A 20,662-nucleotide genomic window follows, 5' to 3' on the forward strand; every position below is an offset into this window, starting at 1 on the left:
AAAAAAAAAAAAAAAAAAAAAAAAGCAAGTAGGAGCTTGCATCAAAATAATAAAAAACAACTTCCAAAAAATCAAAAGTTATTTTGATATCTAATTTATCAAAGATAAAGAAAATACTTTTGTTTTTGAAAGTTTTTTTTGTTAAAATAAAATTAATTTCAATTTTTCTTTCAATGATTTTAAAATGTTTCAAAATATTTTGAAAATTTGTTATATTACCAAAATTATTAAAATATTTTGAAATAAAATTATATATAATATACTATATTATTAAAATCGTTATTTATAAAATCTAAAATATAAGATATATCATTATATGAAATATAATTTATTAATAAAGAGATAATTTAATAATAAATTAACAAAGAAAGGTTTTAATATACATATAATATTTGTTAAATGTATTTAAATGAAATTGAATTGAATAAAGAATTAATTAAATTAGAAGAAAATTTTTTAAAAGAATTTTCTGAAATAAATGATATTACAGAATTGTTGAAACTAGAATCGAAATATGTAGGCAAAAAAAGTTTAATTTTTGGTTTTTTACAACAAATTAATAATTTAAACCAAGAAGAACAAAAAGAATTAAAAAAAAAAATTTTTTTTCTAAAACAAAAATTTGTCAATTTATTAAAAGATAAAAAAACTTTATTAGAAAATAAAATTTTAGATCAAAAATTAAAAGAAGAAAAAATAGATATTAGTATTCCTTCTTTAGGATTTCCACAAGGAAGTTTACACCCTTTAAATCAAATAATTAGACAAATAGAAAATTTTTTTTTAGGATTAGGTTATTCTATTTACGAAGGAAACGAAATAGAAACAGATTTATATAATTTCGAATTATTAAATATGTCAAAATATCATACCGCTAGAGATATGCAAGATTCTTTTTATTTAAACCTTAATCCTGAATTACTTTTAAGAACTCATACTTCAGGAATCCAAATTAGAAGTATGCAACAAAATAGAAATCAAACTTTAAAAATTATTTCTTCAGGTAAGGTTTATAGGCGAGATAAAGATGACGATACTCATAGTCATCAATTTACACAATTAGAAGGTTTATTTATTAGTCCTACAGCGACTTTTATAAATTTAAAAGAAACCATTACCTCTTTTCTTAGACATATTTTCGGACAAGAACAAAAATTAAGATTTAGACCTTCTTATTTTCCTTTTACAAGACCTAGTTTTGAAGTAGATTTAGTCATAATTGATAAAAATCAAAAAAAAATATATTTAGAAGTTCTCGGAGCAGGTTTAGTTCATCCTCAAGTACTTTCAAATGGAGGTTTTGATAATACCAAATTTAAAGGTTTTGCTTTTGGTATAGGAATCGAAAGAATAGCGATGTTAAAATATAAAATTGATAATATCCGACATTTTTACAACAACGATATCCGTTTTTTAAATCAATTTATTTAAATTATTTTAATGGTATACATTATTTCTATAAATTTTAAGGATAAAAGAAATAAATAATGATAATTACTGAAAAGATTTTAAGAAAATACTTTCCAACTAATAATTATGATTGGAATCAATTACAATCATTAATAAATAACCACATTACGGAAATTGATAAATCTGAAATATTCGAAAAAAATTCTCATTTAGTTATAGGGAAAATAATTGAATTTGAAAAAATAGCTGAAACTAAAAAACTTTCTTTAGTAACTGTTGATGTTGGAAATAATTTATTAAAAATTATTTGTGGTGCTTCTAATTTAAAAGAAAACCACAAAGTAGTAGTAGCTCTAGTAGGAGCTTATATTAAACAAATGAATATTTATATTGAATCTAAAAAGATGTTCGAAGTAGAATCTCAAGGAATGATTTGTTCAGCTTCTGAATTAGGTTTAAATCCTGTTTTTTTAAAAGAAGACGAACAAAAAGGTATTCTTATTTTAGATGACGACGCTCCTTTAGGAAAAAACGCTTTAGAATATTTATATTTAGAAAGTAATTTGTGGAAATTAAGTATTACTCCTGACAGAGGTGATTTATTATCTTATATTGGTTTTGTGAAAGAATTAAACGCTGCTACTAATAATAAACAATTACCAGAACATCTTTTTTCCAATATCGTTCAAGAAGAAATAAAGAACCCATTTAAGGTTCAAATCTTTTCTGAAGATTGTTTGGAATATAATATTCGTTATATCAATAATATTACTGTTAGAACATCTCCTTTATGGTTAAGAAGTTTACTTTTTCTTCATAATATAACACCAATTAATAACATTGTTGATTTATCTCATTTAATTTTAATCGAATATGGTGTTCCTTTAGAAATATTTGATATAACTAATTTCCAAAACAAAACAATTCAAATTAGAAACGCTGTTGAAAATGAAATTATTGAATCTTCTCGAAATAAAAAATACCATTTAAATTCTCAAAATATAGTTGTCGCTAACGGAGACAAAATTATATCTATCGCTGGTGTCCTCAATTCAAAACAAAATAATTTAAAATTTAATACAAAAGAAATTATTATATCTTCTTCTTTATTGGAACCTTCCAATATTCTAAAAACTACTAAAAAATTAAATATTGAAAAAGACGAAAAAAGTTTACGTTTAACCAAAGGTATCGATTCTAATTTAGTAAAATTCGCTTTAAATAAATTTGTTTCTCTATTAAAAGAGATGGACGAAAACATAATTATATCTAATGTAAATTCAGATCAAACTCAAACTCAAACTAAAACAAATCCAACAATTTCATTTTCGTTAGCAGAATTATCTGATAGAATAGGAATATCTTTTTCTTATGAAGAAGTCAAAAATTTATTAACTAGATTTAATTATGAAATAAAAACAATAGATAATAATATATTTCATGTATTTGCTCCTTCGCAACGTTATGATGTCGTGATTCCTGAAGATGTTTTTTCTGATATTATTCGAATATATGGTTATAATAAAATCCAAACATCTGATTTTCCAGAAAATAATATTTTTTTAAGAAAATCAAAACAAGAAAAAATATATAAAATAAAAGATTTATTGGCTAATATAGGTTTTTATGAAATCATTAGTTATAGCTTAGTTAATCAAGAAATTTTAAATTTATTCCCTCATTCTCCTAATAATATAGAAGTAATTAATCCTATTTCTCAAGAACTAGTCATTTTAAGAAAACATTTAAGCGGAAGCATGATCTCCACTTTAAATTACAATCAAAAGCATAATAATTATGATAACTTTCTTTTTGAAATTGGAAAAGTATATGAATCAGATCAAGAAAAAACGCATTTATCTTTAGGAATAAGTGGGAATTATTTAAATTTTTTTAATCCACTTAAAATTAATATAAAGAGTTCTTTTTTTATCTTAAAAGGAGTTTTAGTTAAATTAAGTTTGATTTTAGGAATTGAATTTGATTTCAAAAAAACTTCTTCTTATTCTAATCTTCATCCAGGAAAACAAGCTGATATTTTTTATAAAAACCAAAAAGTTGGTTTTATAGGTGAAATACATCCTTCTTTAATGAAATCATACCGTTTAAAAACTAGTTATATTTCGGAAATTAATTTAGACGCTTTACCTTTAGAAAAATCTAAACAAATTTTTTTTGAATCTATTACCAAATTCCCTTCTATTGTTAGAGATTTAAGTTTTTTAATTTCTGAAGAATATCTTTTGGAAGATATCCAAAAAACTCTCATGCAAGATATGCCTGATTTTTTAATAAAATGTGAACTTTTAGATGTGCATAAATCTCAAGATTATAATCAAAAAGAACGTTCTTTAACTTTTCGTTTTATTTTTAATAGTAAAAATCATAGCTTATCTAATAAATCGATCAATGAAATTATGGAAAAAACAGAAAATAGAATTAAAAAAATTTATAAGGTTCAAATAAGATAAATATAATGGAGACTAATTTATTTGCGTAAAGGTATTGTAATCGAATTTTTAATAAAAGAATATGTATTAGTAGATTTAGAAACAAAAGAAAAAGTTATTGCACAAGTTAAAGGAAAAATAAAATATTCTAATTCTAAAAACGAAAAAAAAGATAATGCTAATTATCATAAAATTATAATTGGGGATGTAGTTTACTTTGAACCTAAAAACGATAAATTTTTAATTGATAGTATTTTACCTCGTACTAATCAAATAAAAAGACCTAATATAAGTAATATTACACAAGTTTTTTTAGTTTTTTCTCTCATTAAACCTAAATTTCAATTTAAATTATTAGATAAATTTTTAATCATTTTGCAAAAATTTAAATTAAAAATTATTTTAATTTTTACTAAAATAGATTTAATTTCACAAGAAGAATTAACTTCGTTTCAAAAAAAAATTTCTTATTATCAAAAATTTTTAACTATTTATTATGTTGATAGTAAAAAAAAAAATGGAATAGAAGTTTTATATTCTTTACTTGTAAACGAAATTACCATTTTAGCAGGCCAAACAGGAGTAGGCAAATCTACTTTAATTAACGCTTTAACTTCTCTCAATTTAAAAACTCAAGAAATTTCTGAATATTTAAATAGAGGAAAACATACTACTAAAAACTCAAAGTTATTCTTTTTTAACAATGGATATATCGCTGATACTCCAGGTTTTTCTAAATTAGATTTAAAAGATTTAAAAGAAGAAGAATTAAAAGATTTATATATCGATTTTGTTGATTTGTCTAAAGAATGTTTTTTTAATCATAGTTGTTTGCATATTAACGAAAATAATTGTAGAATAAAAGAAGCTTTTAAAGAAGGTCTAATTTCTCCTATTCGTTACAATAATTATTTATCTTTTATACAAGAGATTAAAAAAAATAAAAGTAAAAAATAATTTATTTTTATATCGGGATATTTTTATCATAATAAATATAAAATGTATATAAGAGAAAAATAATTATTTTAGGATTAAAAGGTTTTAAAATATGGAATTAAATGAAATAAATAAAAGAAAAAATAAAATTCGTAATTTTTCTATTATCGCTCATGTAGATCATGGAAAATCCACTTTAGCTGATAGAATTTTAGAAATCACTAATACTATTGAAAAAAGAGAAATGAAAGAACAAATTTTAGATTCTATGGAACTCGAAAGAGAAAAAGGAATAACAATCAAATTAAATACAGTGTCTATCAAATATAAATATGAAGATCAAGAAGAATATATTTTAAATTTAATTGATACTCCTGGACACATTGATTTTAATTATGAAGTTTCTCGTTCTCTGGCTGCTTGCGAAGGAGCTCTTTTGGTGATAGACACTACTCAAGGAATTCAGGCCCAAACATTAACCAATGTTCAATTAGCTTTAGATAATAATTTAACAATTATTCCTGTTTTAAATAAAGTAGATTTACCTTTAGCAGATATCGAAAAAACAAAAAAAGATATTCAAAGCACTTTAAATTTAAGTTTAGATAATGTAGTTATTTCTAGCGGTCGTACTGGTTTAGGAGTTGATCAAATTTTAAAAAAAATTGTGAAACATATTGAACCACCTGTAGGAGACGCAAGAGAGCCATTACAAGCCTTAATTTTTGATTCTGTTTTTGACGCTTATAAAGGTGTTATTCCTTCTATTCGTGTTTTTAATGGATATATCAAAAAAGGAGATAAAATTCGTTTTATTTCCAGTAAAGCTGTTTATGAAGTTATGGAAGTAGGAGTTTTTTCACCTAAACCAATTAAAAAAGATTTTTTAGCAGTCGGTGATGTAGGTTATATAAGCGCTTTTATTAAAAACATGGATGATGTTCGTGTAGGTGATACTATCACTTTACATGGTAATTCACAAGTTTTGCCTTTGCCAGGCTATCGTCAAGTTAATCCCGTTGTTTTTTGTGGTATGTTTCCCTCTGATTTAAAACAATATAATCATTTAAAAGAATCTTTGCAAAAATTAAAACTCAATGATTCTTCTTTAGTTTATGAAAAAGAAAGTTCTAAAGTTTTAGGAGTAGGTTTTAGAGTTGGTTTTTTAGGACTTTTACATATGGAAATTACTAAAGAAAGAATCACTAGAGAATTCGGGATCGAAATTATTATTACGGCTCCTTCTGTAATATTTCATATTTATCAACCTAATAACAAAAAAATTATAATTGATAATTTATCTAAATGGCCTACTAATCAATTAATCGAAAGAATCGAAGAACCTTATATTAAAGCCTTCATTTCTTGTCCCGAAATATATATTGGAACGATTATGGAAATTGCTCAAAATAAAAGAGGTCAATTAAAAGATATTCAATATTTGTCTCATAATAAAGTGATATTACAGTATTTATTACCTTTATCAGAAATTATTTATAATTTTTTCGATAAATTAAAATCCGCTACTAAAGGTTATGCTTCTTTTGATTATCAATTAGATCAATATTATGAAAGTAAATTAAAAAAAGTAGATATATTATTAAATTCTGAAGTAGTAGACGCTTTATCATTTATAAGCCACGAAAGTTTCGCTTATCATAGAGGAAAAGTTATTTGTCAAAAATTAAAAGAATTAATTCCTAAACAAATGTTTGAAATAGTTATTCAAGCTGCTTTAGGAAAAAAAATTATCACTAGAGAAACTATCAAATCTATGCGTAAAAATGTTCTTGAAAAACTTTACGGTGGTGATGTAACTCGTAAAAAAAAATTATTAGCGAAACAAAAAAAAGGTAAAAAGAAAATGAAATCATTAGGTAAAGTTATGTTACCACAAAAAGTTTTTTTAGCTATTTTATCTAGCGGCGATAAATAAAATTTTTTTATTGAAATATTTAGTTTATTTTTTGTGAAAGGTAAAATAAATGACAAACTTAATTCAATTAAAAAATATTACTAAAATTATTGATAATCAAATTATTTTAAATAATATCAATTTAGAAATTAAAGAAAACGAATTCGTAACTTTATTAGGACCTTCAGGATGTGGTAAAACTACCATTTTGAAAATTATTGGAGGTTTTGAATATTTATTTAGTGGAAATATTTTATTTAATAATGAAGTTATTACAAACGTTCCACCACATAAAAGATTAATCAATACTGTTTTTCAAAAATACGCTTTATTTCCTCATTTAAATGTTTATGAAAATATCGCTTTTGGCTTAAAAATTCGTAATTTAAATGAAGAAACAGAAAAACAAAAAAAAAATCTAAAAATACAAAAAAATATAGAATTATTAAATATTAAAAAAGAATATAAAATAAAAAAAGATAAAATAAATTATTATTTAGCTTCCACAGAAAAATCTTTTTTTTCTTATTTTAGAAAAATATTTTTTAGACAACATTCGCTATTAAAAAAAAATAAAATAGAGTTTAAAGAACAACAAAAACAAATAAATCAAAAATATAACCAAGAATTACAAAAATTAAACAAAAAAATTTTATCTGAGGCTCAAAAAGAATCATTTATTAAAAAAGAAGTTTCTTATTATTTGAAATTAGTAGGTTTACAAGATTTAGAAGAAAGAGATATCGATCAATTATCTGGCGGACAACAACAAAGAGTAGCGATCGCTAGAGCTTTAATTAATAAACCCAAAGTTCTTTTATTAGATGAACCTTTGGCTGCTTTAGATTTGAAATTAAGAAAAGAAATGCAATACGAATTAAAAGAAATACAAAAAAAATCAGGTATTACTTTTATTTTTGTTACTCATAATCAAGAAGAAGCTTTAAGCATGAGTGATAAAGTAGTGATTCTTAATAAAGGGGAAATTCAACAAATAGGAACTTCACAAGATATTTATAATGAACCAGCTAATAGATTTATAGCTAAATTCATTGGAGATTCAAATTTAATTTCTGGCTTTATGAAAGAAGATTATTTAGTTTCTTTTGATAATAAAGAATTAAGGTGTGTTGATTTTGGTTTTAAAACTAATGAAGAAGTAGATATTGTTATTCGTCCAGAAGATATTGATATTGTGAGTCCTGAAAGGGGTTTATTTGAGGGTATCGTGAGTTATGTCTTATTTAAAGGTGTTCATTGGGAAATAAATGTAAAAACTGAATATCGTAATTATGTTATTCATACTACTGATTTTATCCAAAACAATTCTAAAGTAGGAATTTTTTTCAATCCAGAAGATATACACGTTATGGAAATATGGTAGATCATGAATTCATCTGTACAACATAATAAAAAAAACTTTTATAAATATTTAATTATTCCTTATTTTTTTATTGTTATTTTATTTATCTTAATACCTGTTTTTGTCGTTTTAATTGACTCAATTCAAAAACAAAATACCGAACCTATTTTTAAAGTTGTTTTTACCTTAGAATATTATCGTAATTTTTATTCAAATTTCTCTTTTCTTTATATTTTATTTCGTTCTATATTAATAAGTATTATCTCAACATGTTTACTGGTTATTATCGCTTATCCCTTAGCGTATATAGTTTATAAATTTAATTTTGTTGTTCAATCTATTTTAGTTTTGTTAATTAATGGCATAATGTGGATTAATATGATTTTAAAAATTCATTCTTTAATTCAAATTTTTTCTTTAATTGAAAGAATATTTAAAATAACTTTATTGGAAACTAATTTAGTAATGTTTATTGGTTTTATTTATGTTTTTTTACCTTATATTTTTTTATCTATTTTTTTAAGTATTTCAAAAATCGATCCTATTTTAATCGATTCAGCAAAAGATTTAGGTTCTAACAATAAACAAATTTTTAAAAAAATTATTTTCCCTTTGTCCGTTCCTGGTTTAATTTCGGGTATTGTTCTTGTTTTTATACAAATAATTACCAATCTAGTTGTACCTAAATATTTAGGCCCAACAACTACTACAGTTATTAGTGAATTAATTGAAAATAAAACTTTTTTAAGTGGAGATATAAAAAATGCTTCTGCTATTGCTATTAATTTAACTTTTTTTATATTTATTGTTTTATATTTGTCTAAAAAAAATAAATTTTTGAAAACGTATGATAAAAATGTTCAAACTAAATAGTAAAAAAATAGCTAAGATTTATTTATTCACTATTATTTTTTTAATTTATTTGCCAATTATTTCATTAATTATTTTTTCGTTTAATGCGACAGAAGGAAGAATTTCTTCTTTAATTCATTTTAATAAGTTTGGTCTTAAATGGTATTATAAAATTTTCCAGGATGAAGCGATTAAATCAGCAATTTGGGTTACCTTGAAAATAGCTTTTTTATCTACTATTATTTCTACTTTTATAGGTACTTTAGGAGCGGTAGCTTTAATTAATTATAAAAAAAAATGGCGTAAATTAGTTTTAGTTTCGAATCAAATTTTTATTATTATTCCAGAAATTATCATTGCCTTATCTTTGTTTGTTTTATTTAGTTTTATTGGTTTAAAAAGTAGTTTTTGGAGAATGTTATTAGCTCATGTTTCTTTTAGTGTTCCTTATGTTTTGATTTATATTTACGATAGATGTTTTTTGTTAGAAAAAGATTTAGTTGAAGCGGCTTATGATTTGGGAGCGACTCCTTTTCAAGCTTTTATTAAAGTGATTTTGCCTCAATTAAAAAGTTCTATATTAGTCAGTATGGCTGTTGCTTTTTCTTTATCTTTTGATGATTTTATAATTTCTTATTTCGTTAATGGTTCAGATTATCAAAATATTTCATCTTATATTTATAGTTTAAAAGGGACTATTAATCCATCAATAAACGCTTTATCTTCTATTTTGATTTTAATTGTTTTATTCAAAATAATATTTGATGTTTTTAAATTGAGAAAAGATTATAAACAAAAATGAAAAAAAAAAATTATTTAATATTATTGTTTTGTTTATTTATTTTTATTTTCATCATCTCAAAAAAATTTTTTTATACAGATAAAAATAATAAAAATAAAAAAGAAATTTTAGTATTAAATTGGGCTGAATACATCGAACCAAGTATTATTCAAAAATTTAACGAAAAACCAAATAATGAATTTATCGTAAAACAAATTTTTTTACCTTCTAATGAAATAGCTATTAATAAAATTAAATCCGGCAATAAATATGATGTCGCTATTTTAAGCGAATACGCTATCGAACAATTAAAAGAAAAACATTTAGAAAAAATTGATAAAGAAAAAATAAAACAATCATATCTTTTCACAGAAGATAAAAAAGATTTTAATTATAATGACAAATTTAAGAAAATTAAAGAAAAAACAAATGATAATGATGTATGGGATTATAATATTCCTTATCTTTGGGGAAAATTAGGTCTTTTATATAACAAACGAAAACTTAATCCTGATTCAAAAGAATTAGTTTTTGACGAAGTAAAAAAAACAATTGAAAATTACGATAATAAAGTCGCTTTATATAATAACCCTTTTGAAGTAATTTTTTTAGGTTTAATATTTAATAGCGGTGATATTAGTGTAAATAGTAAAAATTCTAAAGAAGATATAGAAAAAGCAAAAAATTGGTTAATACGATTTAAAAGTAAACATAAAAATTTATCTTTTATCACTGATCAATTATTAGATCGAATGAAAATCAAAGATGAAGAAAGTTATGATATTGTTTTAGCTTATTCCGGGGACGCTAGATATTTAATGAAAAAAAATAACAATTTAGATTATTATCAATTTGACGATAACGGAACTAATGTTTGGTTTGATGGCTTATGTTTACCTAAAGAAGGGAATAAAGAAGGCGCTTATAAATTTATTAATTTTTTATTAAAAAAAGATAATATGAAAAAAAATACAGAATATATTGATTTCGATTCTCCTTATGAATTAGATTATAAAAATTCTATTTTGCCATTATCTGTAAATAAAAATGATAAAATATTGAGTTATAATCCAAACAATCAATGCAAAGAACAAATTAATGAAGCTTGGAATCAAGTTTATACTTATCCCGATTCAAAAGATAAATATTTAATTATTGCTAGTTTGATAATATTATTCTTTTGTTTTTTAATATATTTATTTTTAAAATATAATTAGTTATTATTTAAATTAACGTTGATTTTATAATTTAAATTTATAAAAATTTAGTATAATAAAATAAGTATAAATACAATTTTGATTTATAAAATAAAATTATTAAATATTATATAATTTTATTTTAATTCCTTTTTCTTATTTTAAAAAATAAGAACAAAAAAGACCATAAAGGATTTTTGAAACAATGAAAAAATACGAAATAATGTATATTTTAAGTCCTAATTTAGACGAAAAACAAATTGATAATATTACAAATAATATTAATAGTATTTTTGAAAAAGAAGGTAAAATAATAGAGTTTAAAAAACCTGAATTAAAAACATTAGCTTATGCAATAAAAAAATTCTCTCAAGGTTTTTATGTTAGTTTAATGGTAGAAGTGAATAATGATACGATTAAAGAATTTAATCGAGTTATCAGAATTACAGAAGAAGTTATTCGTTATATCGTATTAAAAGCGGAAGAAGATGAAAAATAAGTTATGATTAATAGGGTTATTTTAGTAGGAAGAATCACTAAAGATCCTGAGTTGATTTTTGTTAGAGGTGATGTTCCTTTAGTAAAATTTACTTTAGCAGTCAATAGAAATTTCACAAACGCTTCAGGAGTAAGAGAAGCTGATTTTATTCGTTGTTCTGTATGGAATAAACAAGCGGAAAATTTAGCTAAGTATATTTTAAAAGGTGCTTTGTTAGGTGTAGAAGGAAGCATTAGAGTAAATACTTTTGAAAAAGACAACCAAAAACAATTTATAACAGAAGTAAATTGTGAAATTATTCAATTTTTAGAATCTAAAAAAGATAACAGTAAATTTAATACAAACGATAATACAGAAAATACGAATTCGCAAAAAAATTATAACTTAAATAAACAAAATAAAGATCACGAAGAAACAATGTTCGACGAAGATGACATGCCTTTTTAACTTTTAAACATATATAAGAAAGGAAATATATTGGATAAATTAAAATGAAAAAAATAAAAAAATATTTTAAAAAACGTCGTAAAGTTTGTTACTTTATAGAAAATAAATTTACTAAAATTGATTTCAAAGATGTTGAATTATTAAATAGATTCATAACTAATAGAGGAAAAATTTTACCAAGTCGAGTTAATAGTACTTCTTTTAAATGGCAAAGACGTTTAGCTAAAGCTATTAAAAGAGCACGTCATATGGCTTTAATTCCTTTTGTTGTCAACTAATTAAATACATTAAAACAATCTATATATCTTTTTTCGGTATACTGCTTGTTTTCTTTATTTTTTGGTTCATTTTTTTATTAATATAAGTTATTTTTATAAAAAGATAATAATATAAGAAATGAGTTTTATTGATAAAATCATGTATAAAAAAATTAGAGAAAAAATTTTTAATTACGGAAAAATTATATTATTTTTTCTTTTTATTATTATTATAATAGATATTGTAAAACGTGATATACCACAAATAAACAAATTATTGAACGAACAAGGTAATTTAAAAGAACAAGTCAATGAAATAAAAAAAATTTTTTTGACTTTATTTTTAAGTCTTTTCGGAAAAATAATCATTTTTTTGATTTTTATTGGTATTTTTTATAATGTACGTCATTTTTTCGCCATCAAAAAATTAAAAGAACGTCTTTCGTTATGGGCTCAACTTTCTTATTATGTTGAACAAGTTGGAGAAGAAGTATTTAATGAATTGCCTATTGGTATTATTTTAATAGATAACACCAATCACAAGATTCAATGGATTAATAATTATGCCAATATGATTTTAGGTAATCCTGATCTAAATACATCATTAGATCAAGTTAATTCTGAAATGTATGAATTATTAAATTACGAAGAAAAAACTACTATCTTGAATATTGACAACAAAAATTTCGATTGTTTATATAAAAAAAAACTAAACGTTTTTTATTTTTTTAATGTTTCTGAAAGAGAAAATATCAAAACATTATATCGTCAAAAAACTCCAGTGTTAATTCATCTTTCTTTTGATAATTTAGAAAATTCTCTTAAAAATCTTGATTTTTCAGAACAATCTCAAATAAAAGTAGAATATTTAGGTGCCTTATCAGATTTTTTTGAAATTTATGATGGTTATTTAAATCAAATATCAGATGATAAATTTTTAATTTTAATGAATCGTGATCAATTAGAAAATATTATTTATGATAAATTTTCTATTTTAAAAACAATTCGAGATATTTCTAATAAATATAATTTCAAAATAACCCTTTCTATCGGAGTGGCTTGTTATAATTTACCTTTTAATAAATTATCTAATTATTCTCAAAACGCCTTAGAATTGGCTCAAAAAAGAGGCGGTGACCAAGTAGTTGTTAATATAGAAGGTCAAAATATGAAATATTTTGGAGCTACCACTTCTTTTTTAGAAACAAATTCAAAAATATCTGCTAGAGTAAATTCTGAAATATTAGAAGAAATTTTAAAAAAACATAAAAACGCTTTTATTATGGGTCATATTCAATCTGATTTGGACGCTTTAGGATCAATAATCGCTTTTTATAAAATCGCTGCTGCTATTAATAATGATTATTCTCATTATTTAATCATCGATGAAGAAAAAAATGATAATAATTTTAAATTTATTTACCAAGATTTAATTAAAGAAGAAAAAGATTTATCTAAACAAATCATTACAACAAAAAAAGCTTTAAAAATGATAGATAAAGATTCTCTTTTAGTTATTGTTGATACTCAAAATCAAAACATCATAAGTAGTCCTGAATTATTAAATTACACTTCTAATATTGTTATTATAGATCATCATAGAGCGACAGACAAAGTTATTGATAATATTTTTTCTTATGTAGACCCTTTGGCTTCTTCGACCGTAGAAATTTTAATGGAAATCATTAGTTTCTTTAAATATGAAATTAAATTTACTCCTTTAGAAGCTAGTTTTCTTTATGGCGGAATTCTTATAGATACTAATTATTTTACTAATCGTACAAGTGCCAGAACTCTTGAAGTAGCAGCTAAATTAATTTCTTTAGGAGCTGAAAGTTCAAAAGTCAAATTTTGGTTAAAAGAAGAACTCAGTCAAATTTTAGAAATGAATAAATTAATTTCTGAAATGGAAGTTTATATGGAAAAATTCGCTATTATCAAAAATGATCATAATTTTAACGATCGTACTTTTTTAGCTAAATTATCTGAAAATGTTTTAAATATTCAAAATATTCAAGCCTCTTTTGCTGTTTCTAAATTAGAAGAAAATAAAATAGGGATTAGTGCTCGTTCTTATGGCGACATCAATGTTCAAATTATTATGGAACAAATGGGTGGAGGAGGCCATATCAATAGCGCAGCTACTCAAATCGAAGGCGATAATTTAGACACAGTTATTGAAGAATTAAAAAATATATTAATTTTAGAATATAAAGAAAGTTTAAAAAATATGAAAATTATTTTATTAGAAGATGTTAAAAATAAAGGAAACAAAAACGATATTATTAAAATAAACTCAGGATATGGTAATTTTTTAATTAAAGAAAATAAGGCTATGTTAGCGACAGAACAAAATATTCAACAAATCAAAAAACAAATAAAATTAGAAGAAGAAAACATTATCAAACATAATTTATTAATGCAAAAATTGAAAAAAGATATTGACAATAAACAAATCGATATCATAGCTACTGTAGGACCGAAAGGTAAAATTTATGGAAAAATTACTTTAAAACAAATTCAAGAAGAATTTTTTAATAAACATAAAATTGTCATTAATAAAAAAAAATTATTTTTAGAAAGTGAAATAAATTCTTTAGGAAAATATAAAGTTAATGTTATGTTAACAAAAGACATCACTGCTTCATTTTTTTTAAATATTAAAAATGTAGAAAAAAATAATAATACGATGGAATAAAAAAAAATGAATGAAAATAATATTAAATTACCTTTTAATTTAGAAGCAGAACAATCTATTTTAGGAATTATTTTATTGGATTCAAAACAAATATCCATAGTTAAAGATAAATTAGAAGTGGAAGATTTTTTTAATATCGAACATCAATATATTTATGGTGCGATGATTGATTTATATAACAAAAATCAAGACATTGATTATTACTTAGTTGATGCTGTTTTAAAACAAAAACAAAGAAAAATCGAAAATGGTATAAAATATTTATTCCAATTAACTAATAGTATACCTTCTTTATATAATTTAGAAGAATATATTGATTTGGTAAAAGATGCCGCACTTAAAAGAGAAATTATCAACATTGTTTCAGATCTTTATAACGACGGCGTCAATAAACAAGATATGAGTTTTGAAGAATATTTAGAAAAAGCCGAACAAAATTTATTCGAAATATCAAAAAAGAAAAAAACAAGTAATTTAATACATATCGAATCTTTATTAAAAGAAGTCGAACATAAAACTATTTTTAACAAAAGAGAAAATCAGGTCATTGGTTTAAAAACTGGATATCATTCTTTGGATGATATTACTTTAGGATTTAAACCAGAAGAACTTATTATTTTAGCTGCTCGCCCTTCTATGGGAAAAAGTAGTTTTATGAGTAATTTAGCTATTAATATCTCTCGTTCAAATAAAAAAGCTTCTGTTGTTATTTTTAGTTTAGAAATGTCCAATGAACAATTAGGAACAAGAATTTTAAGTTCTGCTTCGAATATAGATCATAAAAAAATTCAATTAGGGATTTTAAACGAAAAAGAAGTAGAAATTTTAAAAAATAATTCTGTAGATTTAAGAAATTTAAATATTTTTTTTAATGATGCTTCAGGTGTTAATATTTTAGATATTCGTTCTCAATGTCGTAAAATGAAAAATAAAAATCAATTAGATATTGTGATTATCGATTACTTACAATTGATTAACAAAAATGATAAAAAAATTTCTAAAAATGTTTATAACCGTCAAGAAGAAATCGCTGATATTTCTAAAAGTTTAAAACAAATGGCTCGTGAATTAAAAATTCCTGTTTTAGCTTTATCTCAATTATCTCGTGAAGTAGAAAAAAGAGAAGATAAAAGACCTATTTTATCTGATTTAAGAGACTCTGGAAGTATCGAACAAGACGCCGATTTAGTTATGTTTTTGTATCGTCCAGATTACTATAACAAAGATAAAATTGAAAATCAAAATTCTAGTAATTATACTGAATTAATTATTTCTAAAAATAGACAAGGAGCGACTGGAATCAAAAAATTTAATTTTAATTTAAGTTGCCTTTCTTTTGAAGAAATTAGAGATTCCGAAAAAAATCAAGAATTATTACAGATCGGAACTCAAAAAAAATTATATTCTGAATAACAAAAATTTATTTATTACATGATTTTATTCAAAAAGGAGTTGATATTCAATGTTTTCAAAATTAAAAACAATAAAAGAAAAATATTTAAGTTTACAAGAAGAAATGACAAAAAATAAACAAAAATTAAATGATATTAAATTCTTAAAAAAAATAAATAAATTAGAAAAAATTGTTTTTTTGTATGATGAATATTTAACTTTAGAAAAAGAATACCAAAATATAAAAAAAATAATTGAAAACACAAATATTAAAACAAAAGAAAACGATTTTTTTCTTTTAGCTAAAGAAACTGAACAAGATTTAAAATTAAAAATTGAAGAACAAACAGAAAAATTAAAGAAAATTTTATTTTCAGAAAATGAAGACGATGATAAAAACGTTATAATGGAAATAAAAGGGGCTGCTGGAGGGAATGAATCAAACCTTTTTGTTGCTGATTTATTTCGTGCTTACAACAAATATGTTGAAAATCAAAAATGGAAAATAGATATTATTAATTTAGTTCCTGGTTATAAAAACGGAATTTCTTCGGTAGAAATGATTATTTATGGTTCTAATGTATATTCATTTTTAAAATATGAATCTGGTATTCATAGAGTTCAAAGAGTTCCTGAAACTGAAAATAAAGGCAGAATTCATACTTCCACAGTCAAAGTTTTAGTAACTCCTGATATTGAAGAAGAACAAAATATAGAATTAAATTGGAATGATATCAGAGTAGATACTTTTAATTCTAGCGGTCCAGGAGGACAATCAGTTAATACTACTAAATCAGCTGTTAGACTAACATATTTACCTACTGGTGACAGTGTAGCTTGTCAAATAGCTAAAAGCCAACATCAAAATAAAGAAAAAGCTTTTCAATTGTTAAAAAACAAAATATTTAATACAATCGAATCAGAAAAACAAAAAAAACAAAATGAAGTTAAAAAAAATTTTATTGGAAGCGGAAACAGAAGCGAAAAAATAAGAACTTATAACTATGCTCAAAATAGAATTACAGATCATAGGATTAATTTGAGTCTTCAAAAATTAGATTTTTTTATGGAAGGTAAAATTAATTTAATTGTTGAACCATTAATACAAGAATCTCAAAAACAAAGATTAAAAGAAGAAATTAAATGAAATTTAAATCTAAAATTATTATTTTTCCTACTGATACAGTTTATGGTTTAGGTTGTTCTATCCATGATTATGACGGTTTAAATAAAATTTATAACATCAAAAAAAGAGACATTAACAAACCAATAAGCGTTCTATGTGCTTCCTTAGGACAATTAAAACAAATAGTTATTCTTAATGAAAAAATAACAAAAATAACTGATGTGTTCTGGCCGGGACCGTTAACTTTAATCATTCCTACTCATCCTGATTATTACAACAAAACAAAAGAAAAAAAAATAGGTATTCGTATTCCAAATCATCTTTTAGCTTTAAAAATTTTAAAAAAAGAAGGCCCTTTAAGGGTTACTTCTGTTAATATTAGTGGTGAAGAACCTTTATATGACTACACAGAAATAAAAAAACATTTTGGTGATAAAGTAGATTTTATTTATAAAAATAATGATTTTTTCTCAAATATAAGTTCTACAGTCGTTGATACAACAACTGAAAATTGGAAACTAATCAGAGAAGGAGAAATTTCTTTCGAAAAGATTCAAAAAATTATTAATTCTTAAAATAATATAAATTTAATATTTTTTTTTTTTTTTTTTTTTTTTTGATTGAATATGTGATTTTAAAAACTATCTTAAAAAATTAAATCGTCTTTAAACAAAAAAACAAACTGTTAAATGGTAACAATTTGTTTTTTTAAAAATAATATTTTTTCATATATTATATTTAAATAAATAATTCGATCTGTTTATATTTTAGTGAACGTTTTTTAATAAAAAAATAAAAATAATTTTAATCATTGTTTTCTTCACTTTCTTCATCGCCAAAAATTCTAAAGGAAATTATGATTTCGATAATTGTATTTAAAACGAGCCATAAAGCTAATAAACACAAAGCAAAAGATAAAACAGAATCATATTTAGAAGAAACTTTTTTTACCAACAATATAATCAACAATAACTAAAGATGAAGAAATATAAATAGAGTTCCATGAAAATAATAAACTAACAATCATTATTCCTAAAAACTGATATTGATAAGGATTAAGTAACATATTCGGGTCTATTTTTGGACCACCCATAATTAGAAAAATAAAATATATTAAAAAAAATAAAAAATATAAATAATTGTAATAACTAAAAAATTGATTCCGATAAAATTCATTTTATTAATAAAAGTTTTCTTATTTTGAACAGTTTATTCAGTTGGTCTTTTGAAACGTATATAAAAATTAAATAAAGTAACTAAAAAATTAATCAATAAAGATAATAAAAAAAATACACATAATATAAAAAAATACTGGTGCTTTTTTTATTTTTATCCAAAAAAAGCAAAAACACAACCTAACAAACATCCAAAACTTATTAAACATAAAGGAACGGATATTTCAACGACATCAAAAACAAATAAAGATAATAAAGTTGTAATTAATATTACAACGATACAATAAACAGCTGCTTTGATTATCGGCGAATCCCAATTTTCCATTGTTGAACTTTTTTATTATTTTTGTTAACGGTTGTTTTCATAGGTTTTTAAGTGTTTACTTGTTCTGGAGTATTTATTTCTTTAGTAAAAAATCCATATTTATCTGGAACATCACATAATAACATTCTTGAAATAAAGTAAGTAGTCACACAACTAAATATAAAAAAACCAACCACAAAGTTGTTTTGATACCGATATTACGATAATTAGCTATTTTTTTATCTTTAATAACATAAGTAGTTTTGGTATTTGTTTTTTTGAGAATCAACTATTTGTTTAACTCTATCCAAAAATAACATTAAATTCTCCTTATTTGTTAAATCAAAATAAAAAATAAAAGTAATTAAAGTTCTAAAATATCAAATTATATTACCAATAATAAATATTTAGTTTTAAAAACACTTTTTTAAAAAATTCAAAATTTACTAATTATTGCTATAATATAAAAAAACTACAAAGAAATTTTTATAATCATTTTATAAAAAAAGTTATTATTTTTAATAATACACCACATTTATTAAAACAAATAAAATTTTAGTTAATTCTTATAAAAAAATCTTTTTAGACACAAAAAAATTTTGTCATTTAAGTTAGAATATAAAATTATTAAAAAATATTATTGAAAAAAGATATTATTTTTTCGAATGATAATTATTTTCAATATTTAAAATTATCATTTTTTTGTATTTTGATAAAAAAAATATCTATTTTCAACGATTAAATAAAATTATAACTTTTATTTTCGGACATTTTTATAGGTCTAAAAATATAAAAAGACTATCTCATACGATAGTCTTTTTATAAAAACTAAAAAATAATTTTGATAATTAATTTTAATCTCTACACAGTTTTTCTTTTAAACATACCTTTACAAACTTCGAAAATTATCTTAACAATAGGCTGTAAAGCTAATAAACATAAAGCGAAAGCCATAACAGATTCGTATTTATCAGAAACTTTTTTACCAATAATATAATCCATAATTACTAAAGATGAAGCAACATAAACAGAACTCAAGGAAAGTATTGAACTCAAAATAATTAATCCTAAAAGTAAATAAGGGTCAAATAATTGACTCATTTTTAATGTTGAATCCGGAACTCTTGTAGCAATAAAACCGATTATAAAAAATAAAGAAAAGTAAATCGTTGATACAACAAAAAAGTTAAAAATAACAAAAGAGAATCTATTAATAATAGCTCGTTCTTCTTTTTTTGAAAAACGTTTAAAAAAATTAAATAAAGTGACCGCGAAATTTAATAATAAAAAAAATAAAGTAACAATCATCGAAACAAATAAAATTGGCATATTCCGTTGAGAATCCAAAAAAGAAAAAATAAAACCAAAAAAACTACTAGCACTTATTAAACATAAAGGAGCTGTCATTTTATTTATATTAAAAGCAAATAAAGATAATAAAAAAGTAATTACCATTACGATAATGGAATAAACAGCTGCTTTTATTATTGGCGAATCTGCTGGTTTATCTGTGTGTATCCTATCAGGATTTGCACCAATTAATGCTCTTGAAATAAAATAAGTAGCAAAAAAACCAATATAAAAAAACTCAACCACCAAGTTGCTTTAACAATGACGCCATGATTAGTAGCTATTTTTTTATCTTGGATAACATAAGCATCGGTTTTTTTTGTTTCGGAGTCTATTATTGTTTTAATTTTATTTAATAAAAACATTCTTTTTCTCCTTATTATATAATTTGAAATAAAAAATCAAAAATAACTAAATTATTAAATATCAAAATCATATTACTTAATCATATTACTTAATCATATTACTTAATCATATTACTTAATCATATTACTTAATCATATTACTTAAT

The 20,662-nt window shown here is 22.5% G+C and carries 20 protein-coding genes; 15 read left to right on the forward strand and 5 right to left on the reverse strand.

Annotated elements, in window-relative coordinates; genetic code table 11:
• Positions 1-399: 399 nt before the first annotated feature.
• From pheS to AB6A63_RS00575, 15 genes are all read left to right on the forward strand, one after another.
• Positions 400-1,431 (forward strand): phenylalanine--tRNA ligase subunit alpha, encoded by a 1,032-nt coding sequence (gene pheS / locus AB6A63_RS00505; protein WP_370430753.1) that lies wholly within the window; start codon positions 400-402, stop codon positions 1,429-1,431.
• Positions 1,432-1,487: 56 nt separating this feature from the next.
• Positions 1,488-3,881 (forward strand): phenylalanine--tRNA ligase subunit beta, encoded by a 2,394-nt coding sequence (pheT, locus tag AB6A63_RS00510; RefSeq protein ID WP_370430754.1) that lies wholly within the window; start codon positions 1,488-1,490, stop codon positions 3,879-3,881.
• Between the two features lie 21 nt (positions 3,882-3,902).
• Positions 3,903-4,817 carry a ribosome small subunit-dependent GTPase A gene (gene rsgA, locus AB6A63_RS00515; RefSeq protein ID WP_370430755.1) on the forward strand — a complete coding sequence of 305 codons (915 nt, stop codon included), beginning with the start codon at positions 3,903-3,905 and terminating at the stop codon, positions 4,815-4,817.
• A gap of 91 nt (positions 4,818-4,908) precedes the next feature.
• On the forward strand, positions 4,909-6,732 hold the full coding sequence (gene lepA / locus AB6A63_RS00520; protein WP_370430756.1) for a translation elongation factor 4: 1,824 nt from the start codon (positions 4,909-4,911) through the stop codon (positions 6,730-6,732).
• A 49-nt stretch (positions 6,733-6,781) separates the two neighbouring features.
• Positions 6,782-8,095 (forward strand): ABC transporter ATP-binding protein, encoded by a 1,314-nt coding sequence (locus tag AB6A63_RS00525; protein WP_370430757.1) that lies wholly within the window; start codon positions 6,782-6,784, stop codon positions 8,093-8,095.
• Between the two features lie 3 nt (positions 8,096-8,098).
• Positions 8,099-8,947 carry an ABC transporter permease gene (locus tag AB6A63_RS00530; RefSeq protein ID WP_370430758.1) on the forward strand — a complete coding sequence of 283 codons (849 nt, stop codon included), beginning with the start codon at positions 8,099-8,101 and terminating at the stop codon, positions 8,945-8,947.
• The gene (locus AB6A63_RS00535) at positions 8,931-9,728 is read left to right on the forward strand and encodes an ABC transporter permease (RefSeq protein WP_370430759.1); all 798 of its coding nucleotides are present in this window, start codon (positions 8,931-8,933) and stop codon (positions 9,726-9,728) included. Before AB6A63_RS00530 ends, AB6A63_RS00535 begins: the two co-directional genes overlap by 17 nt.
• Positions 9,725-10,924, forward strand: coding sequence for an extracellular solute-binding protein (locus AB6A63_RS00540; protein WP_370430760.1), 1,200 nt, complete (start codon positions 9,725-9,727; stop codon positions 10,922-10,924). The genes AB6A63_RS00535 and AB6A63_RS00540 overlap by 4 nt, the downstream gene beginning before the upstream one ends.
• Positions 10,925-11,108: 184 nt before the next feature.
• Entirely contained in the window at positions 11,109-11,402 is a 294-nt protein-coding gene (rpsF, locus tag AB6A63_RS00545) for a 30S ribosomal protein S6 (RefSeq protein ID WP_370430761.1), read from the forward strand.
• 3 nt (positions 11,403-11,405) lie between these two features.
• Positions 11,406-11,849 (forward strand): single-stranded DNA-binding protein, encoded by a 444-nt coding sequence (locus AB6A63_RS00550; protein ID WP_370430762.1) that lies wholly within the window; start codon positions 11,406-11,408, stop codon positions 11,847-11,849.
• A 44-nt stretch (positions 11,850-11,893) separates the two neighbouring features.
• Positions 11,894-12,127 (forward strand): 30S ribosomal protein S18, encoded by a 234-nt coding sequence (gene rpsR / locus AB6A63_RS00555; RefSeq protein WP_370430763.1) that lies wholly within the window; start codon positions 11,894-11,896, stop codon positions 12,125-12,127.
• Between the two features lie 139 nt (positions 12,128-12,266).
• Positions 12,267-14,804: a 50S ribosomal protein L9 gene (gene rplI, locus AB6A63_RS00560; RefSeq protein ID WP_370430764.1), complete on the forward strand. Its 2,538-nt coding sequence runs from the start codon at positions 12,267-12,269 to the stop codon at positions 14,802-14,804.
• Between the two features lie 6 nt (positions 14,805-14,810).
• On the forward strand, positions 14,811-16,217 hold the full coding sequence (dnaB, locus tag AB6A63_RS00565) for a replicative DNA helicase (protein ID WP_370430765.1): 1,407 nt from the start codon (positions 14,811-14,813) through the stop codon (positions 16,215-16,217).
• 49 nt (positions 16,218-16,266) lie between these two features.
• Positions 16,267-17,343, forward strand: a complete 1,077-nt coding sequence (gene prfA / locus AB6A63_RS00570) for a peptide chain release factor 1 (protein ID WP_370430766.1) — start codon at positions 16,267-16,269, stop codon at positions 17,341-17,343.
• On the forward strand, positions 17,340-17,897 hold the full coding sequence (locus tag AB6A63_RS00575; RefSeq protein ID WP_370430767.1) for an L-threonylcarbamoyladenylate synthase: 558 nt from the start codon (positions 17,340-17,342) through the stop codon (positions 17,895-17,897). The genes prfA and AB6A63_RS00575 overlap by 4 nt, the downstream gene beginning before the upstream one ends.
• A gap of 229 nt (positions 17,898-18,126) precedes the next feature.
• Here the strand turns inward: AB6A63_RS00575 and AB6A63_RS00580 are convergent, their stop codons facing one another.
• The 5 genes from AB6A63_RS00580 to AB6A63_RS00600 form a co-directional block, all read right to left on the reverse strand.
• Positions 18,127-18,291 (reverse strand): hypothetical protein, encoded by a 165-nt coding sequence (locus AB6A63_RS00580; protein ID WP_370430768.1) that lies wholly within the window; start codon positions 18,289-18,291, stop codon positions 18,127-18,129.
• Positions 18,254-18,388, reverse strand: a complete 135-nt coding sequence (locus AB6A63_RS00585; protein WP_370430769.1) for a hypothetical protein — start codon at positions 18,386-18,388, stop codon at positions 18,254-18,256. Before AB6A63_RS00585 ends, AB6A63_RS00580 begins: the two co-directional genes overlap by 38 nt.
• 263 nt (positions 18,389-18,651) lie before the next feature.
• Entirely contained in the window at positions 18,652-18,822 is a 171-nt protein-coding gene (locus tag AB6A63_RS00590) for a hypothetical protein (RefSeq protein ID WP_370430770.1), read from the reverse strand.
• Positions 18,823-18,967: 145 nt separating this feature from the next.
• Positions 18,968-19,090: a hypothetical protein gene (locus tag AB6A63_RS00595; protein WP_370430771.1), complete on the reverse strand. Its 123-nt coding sequence runs from the start codon at positions 19,088-19,090 to the stop codon at positions 18,968-18,970.
• 572 nt (positions 19,091-19,662) lie between these two features.
• Positions 19,663-20,397 carry a hypothetical protein gene (locus tag AB6A63_RS00600; RefSeq protein ID WP_370430772.1) on the reverse strand — a complete coding sequence of 245 codons (735 nt, stop codon included), beginning with the start codon at positions 20,395-20,397 and terminating at the stop codon, positions 19,663-19,665.
• Between the last annotated feature and the right edge of the window lie 265 nt (positions 20,398-20,662).

Origin of the sequence: 'Camptotheca acuminata' phytoplasma, assembly GCF_041276565.1 — a bacterium.
Classification (GTDB): Bacteria; Bacillota_I; Bacilli_A; order Acholeplasmatales; family Acholeplasmataceae; genus Phytoplasma.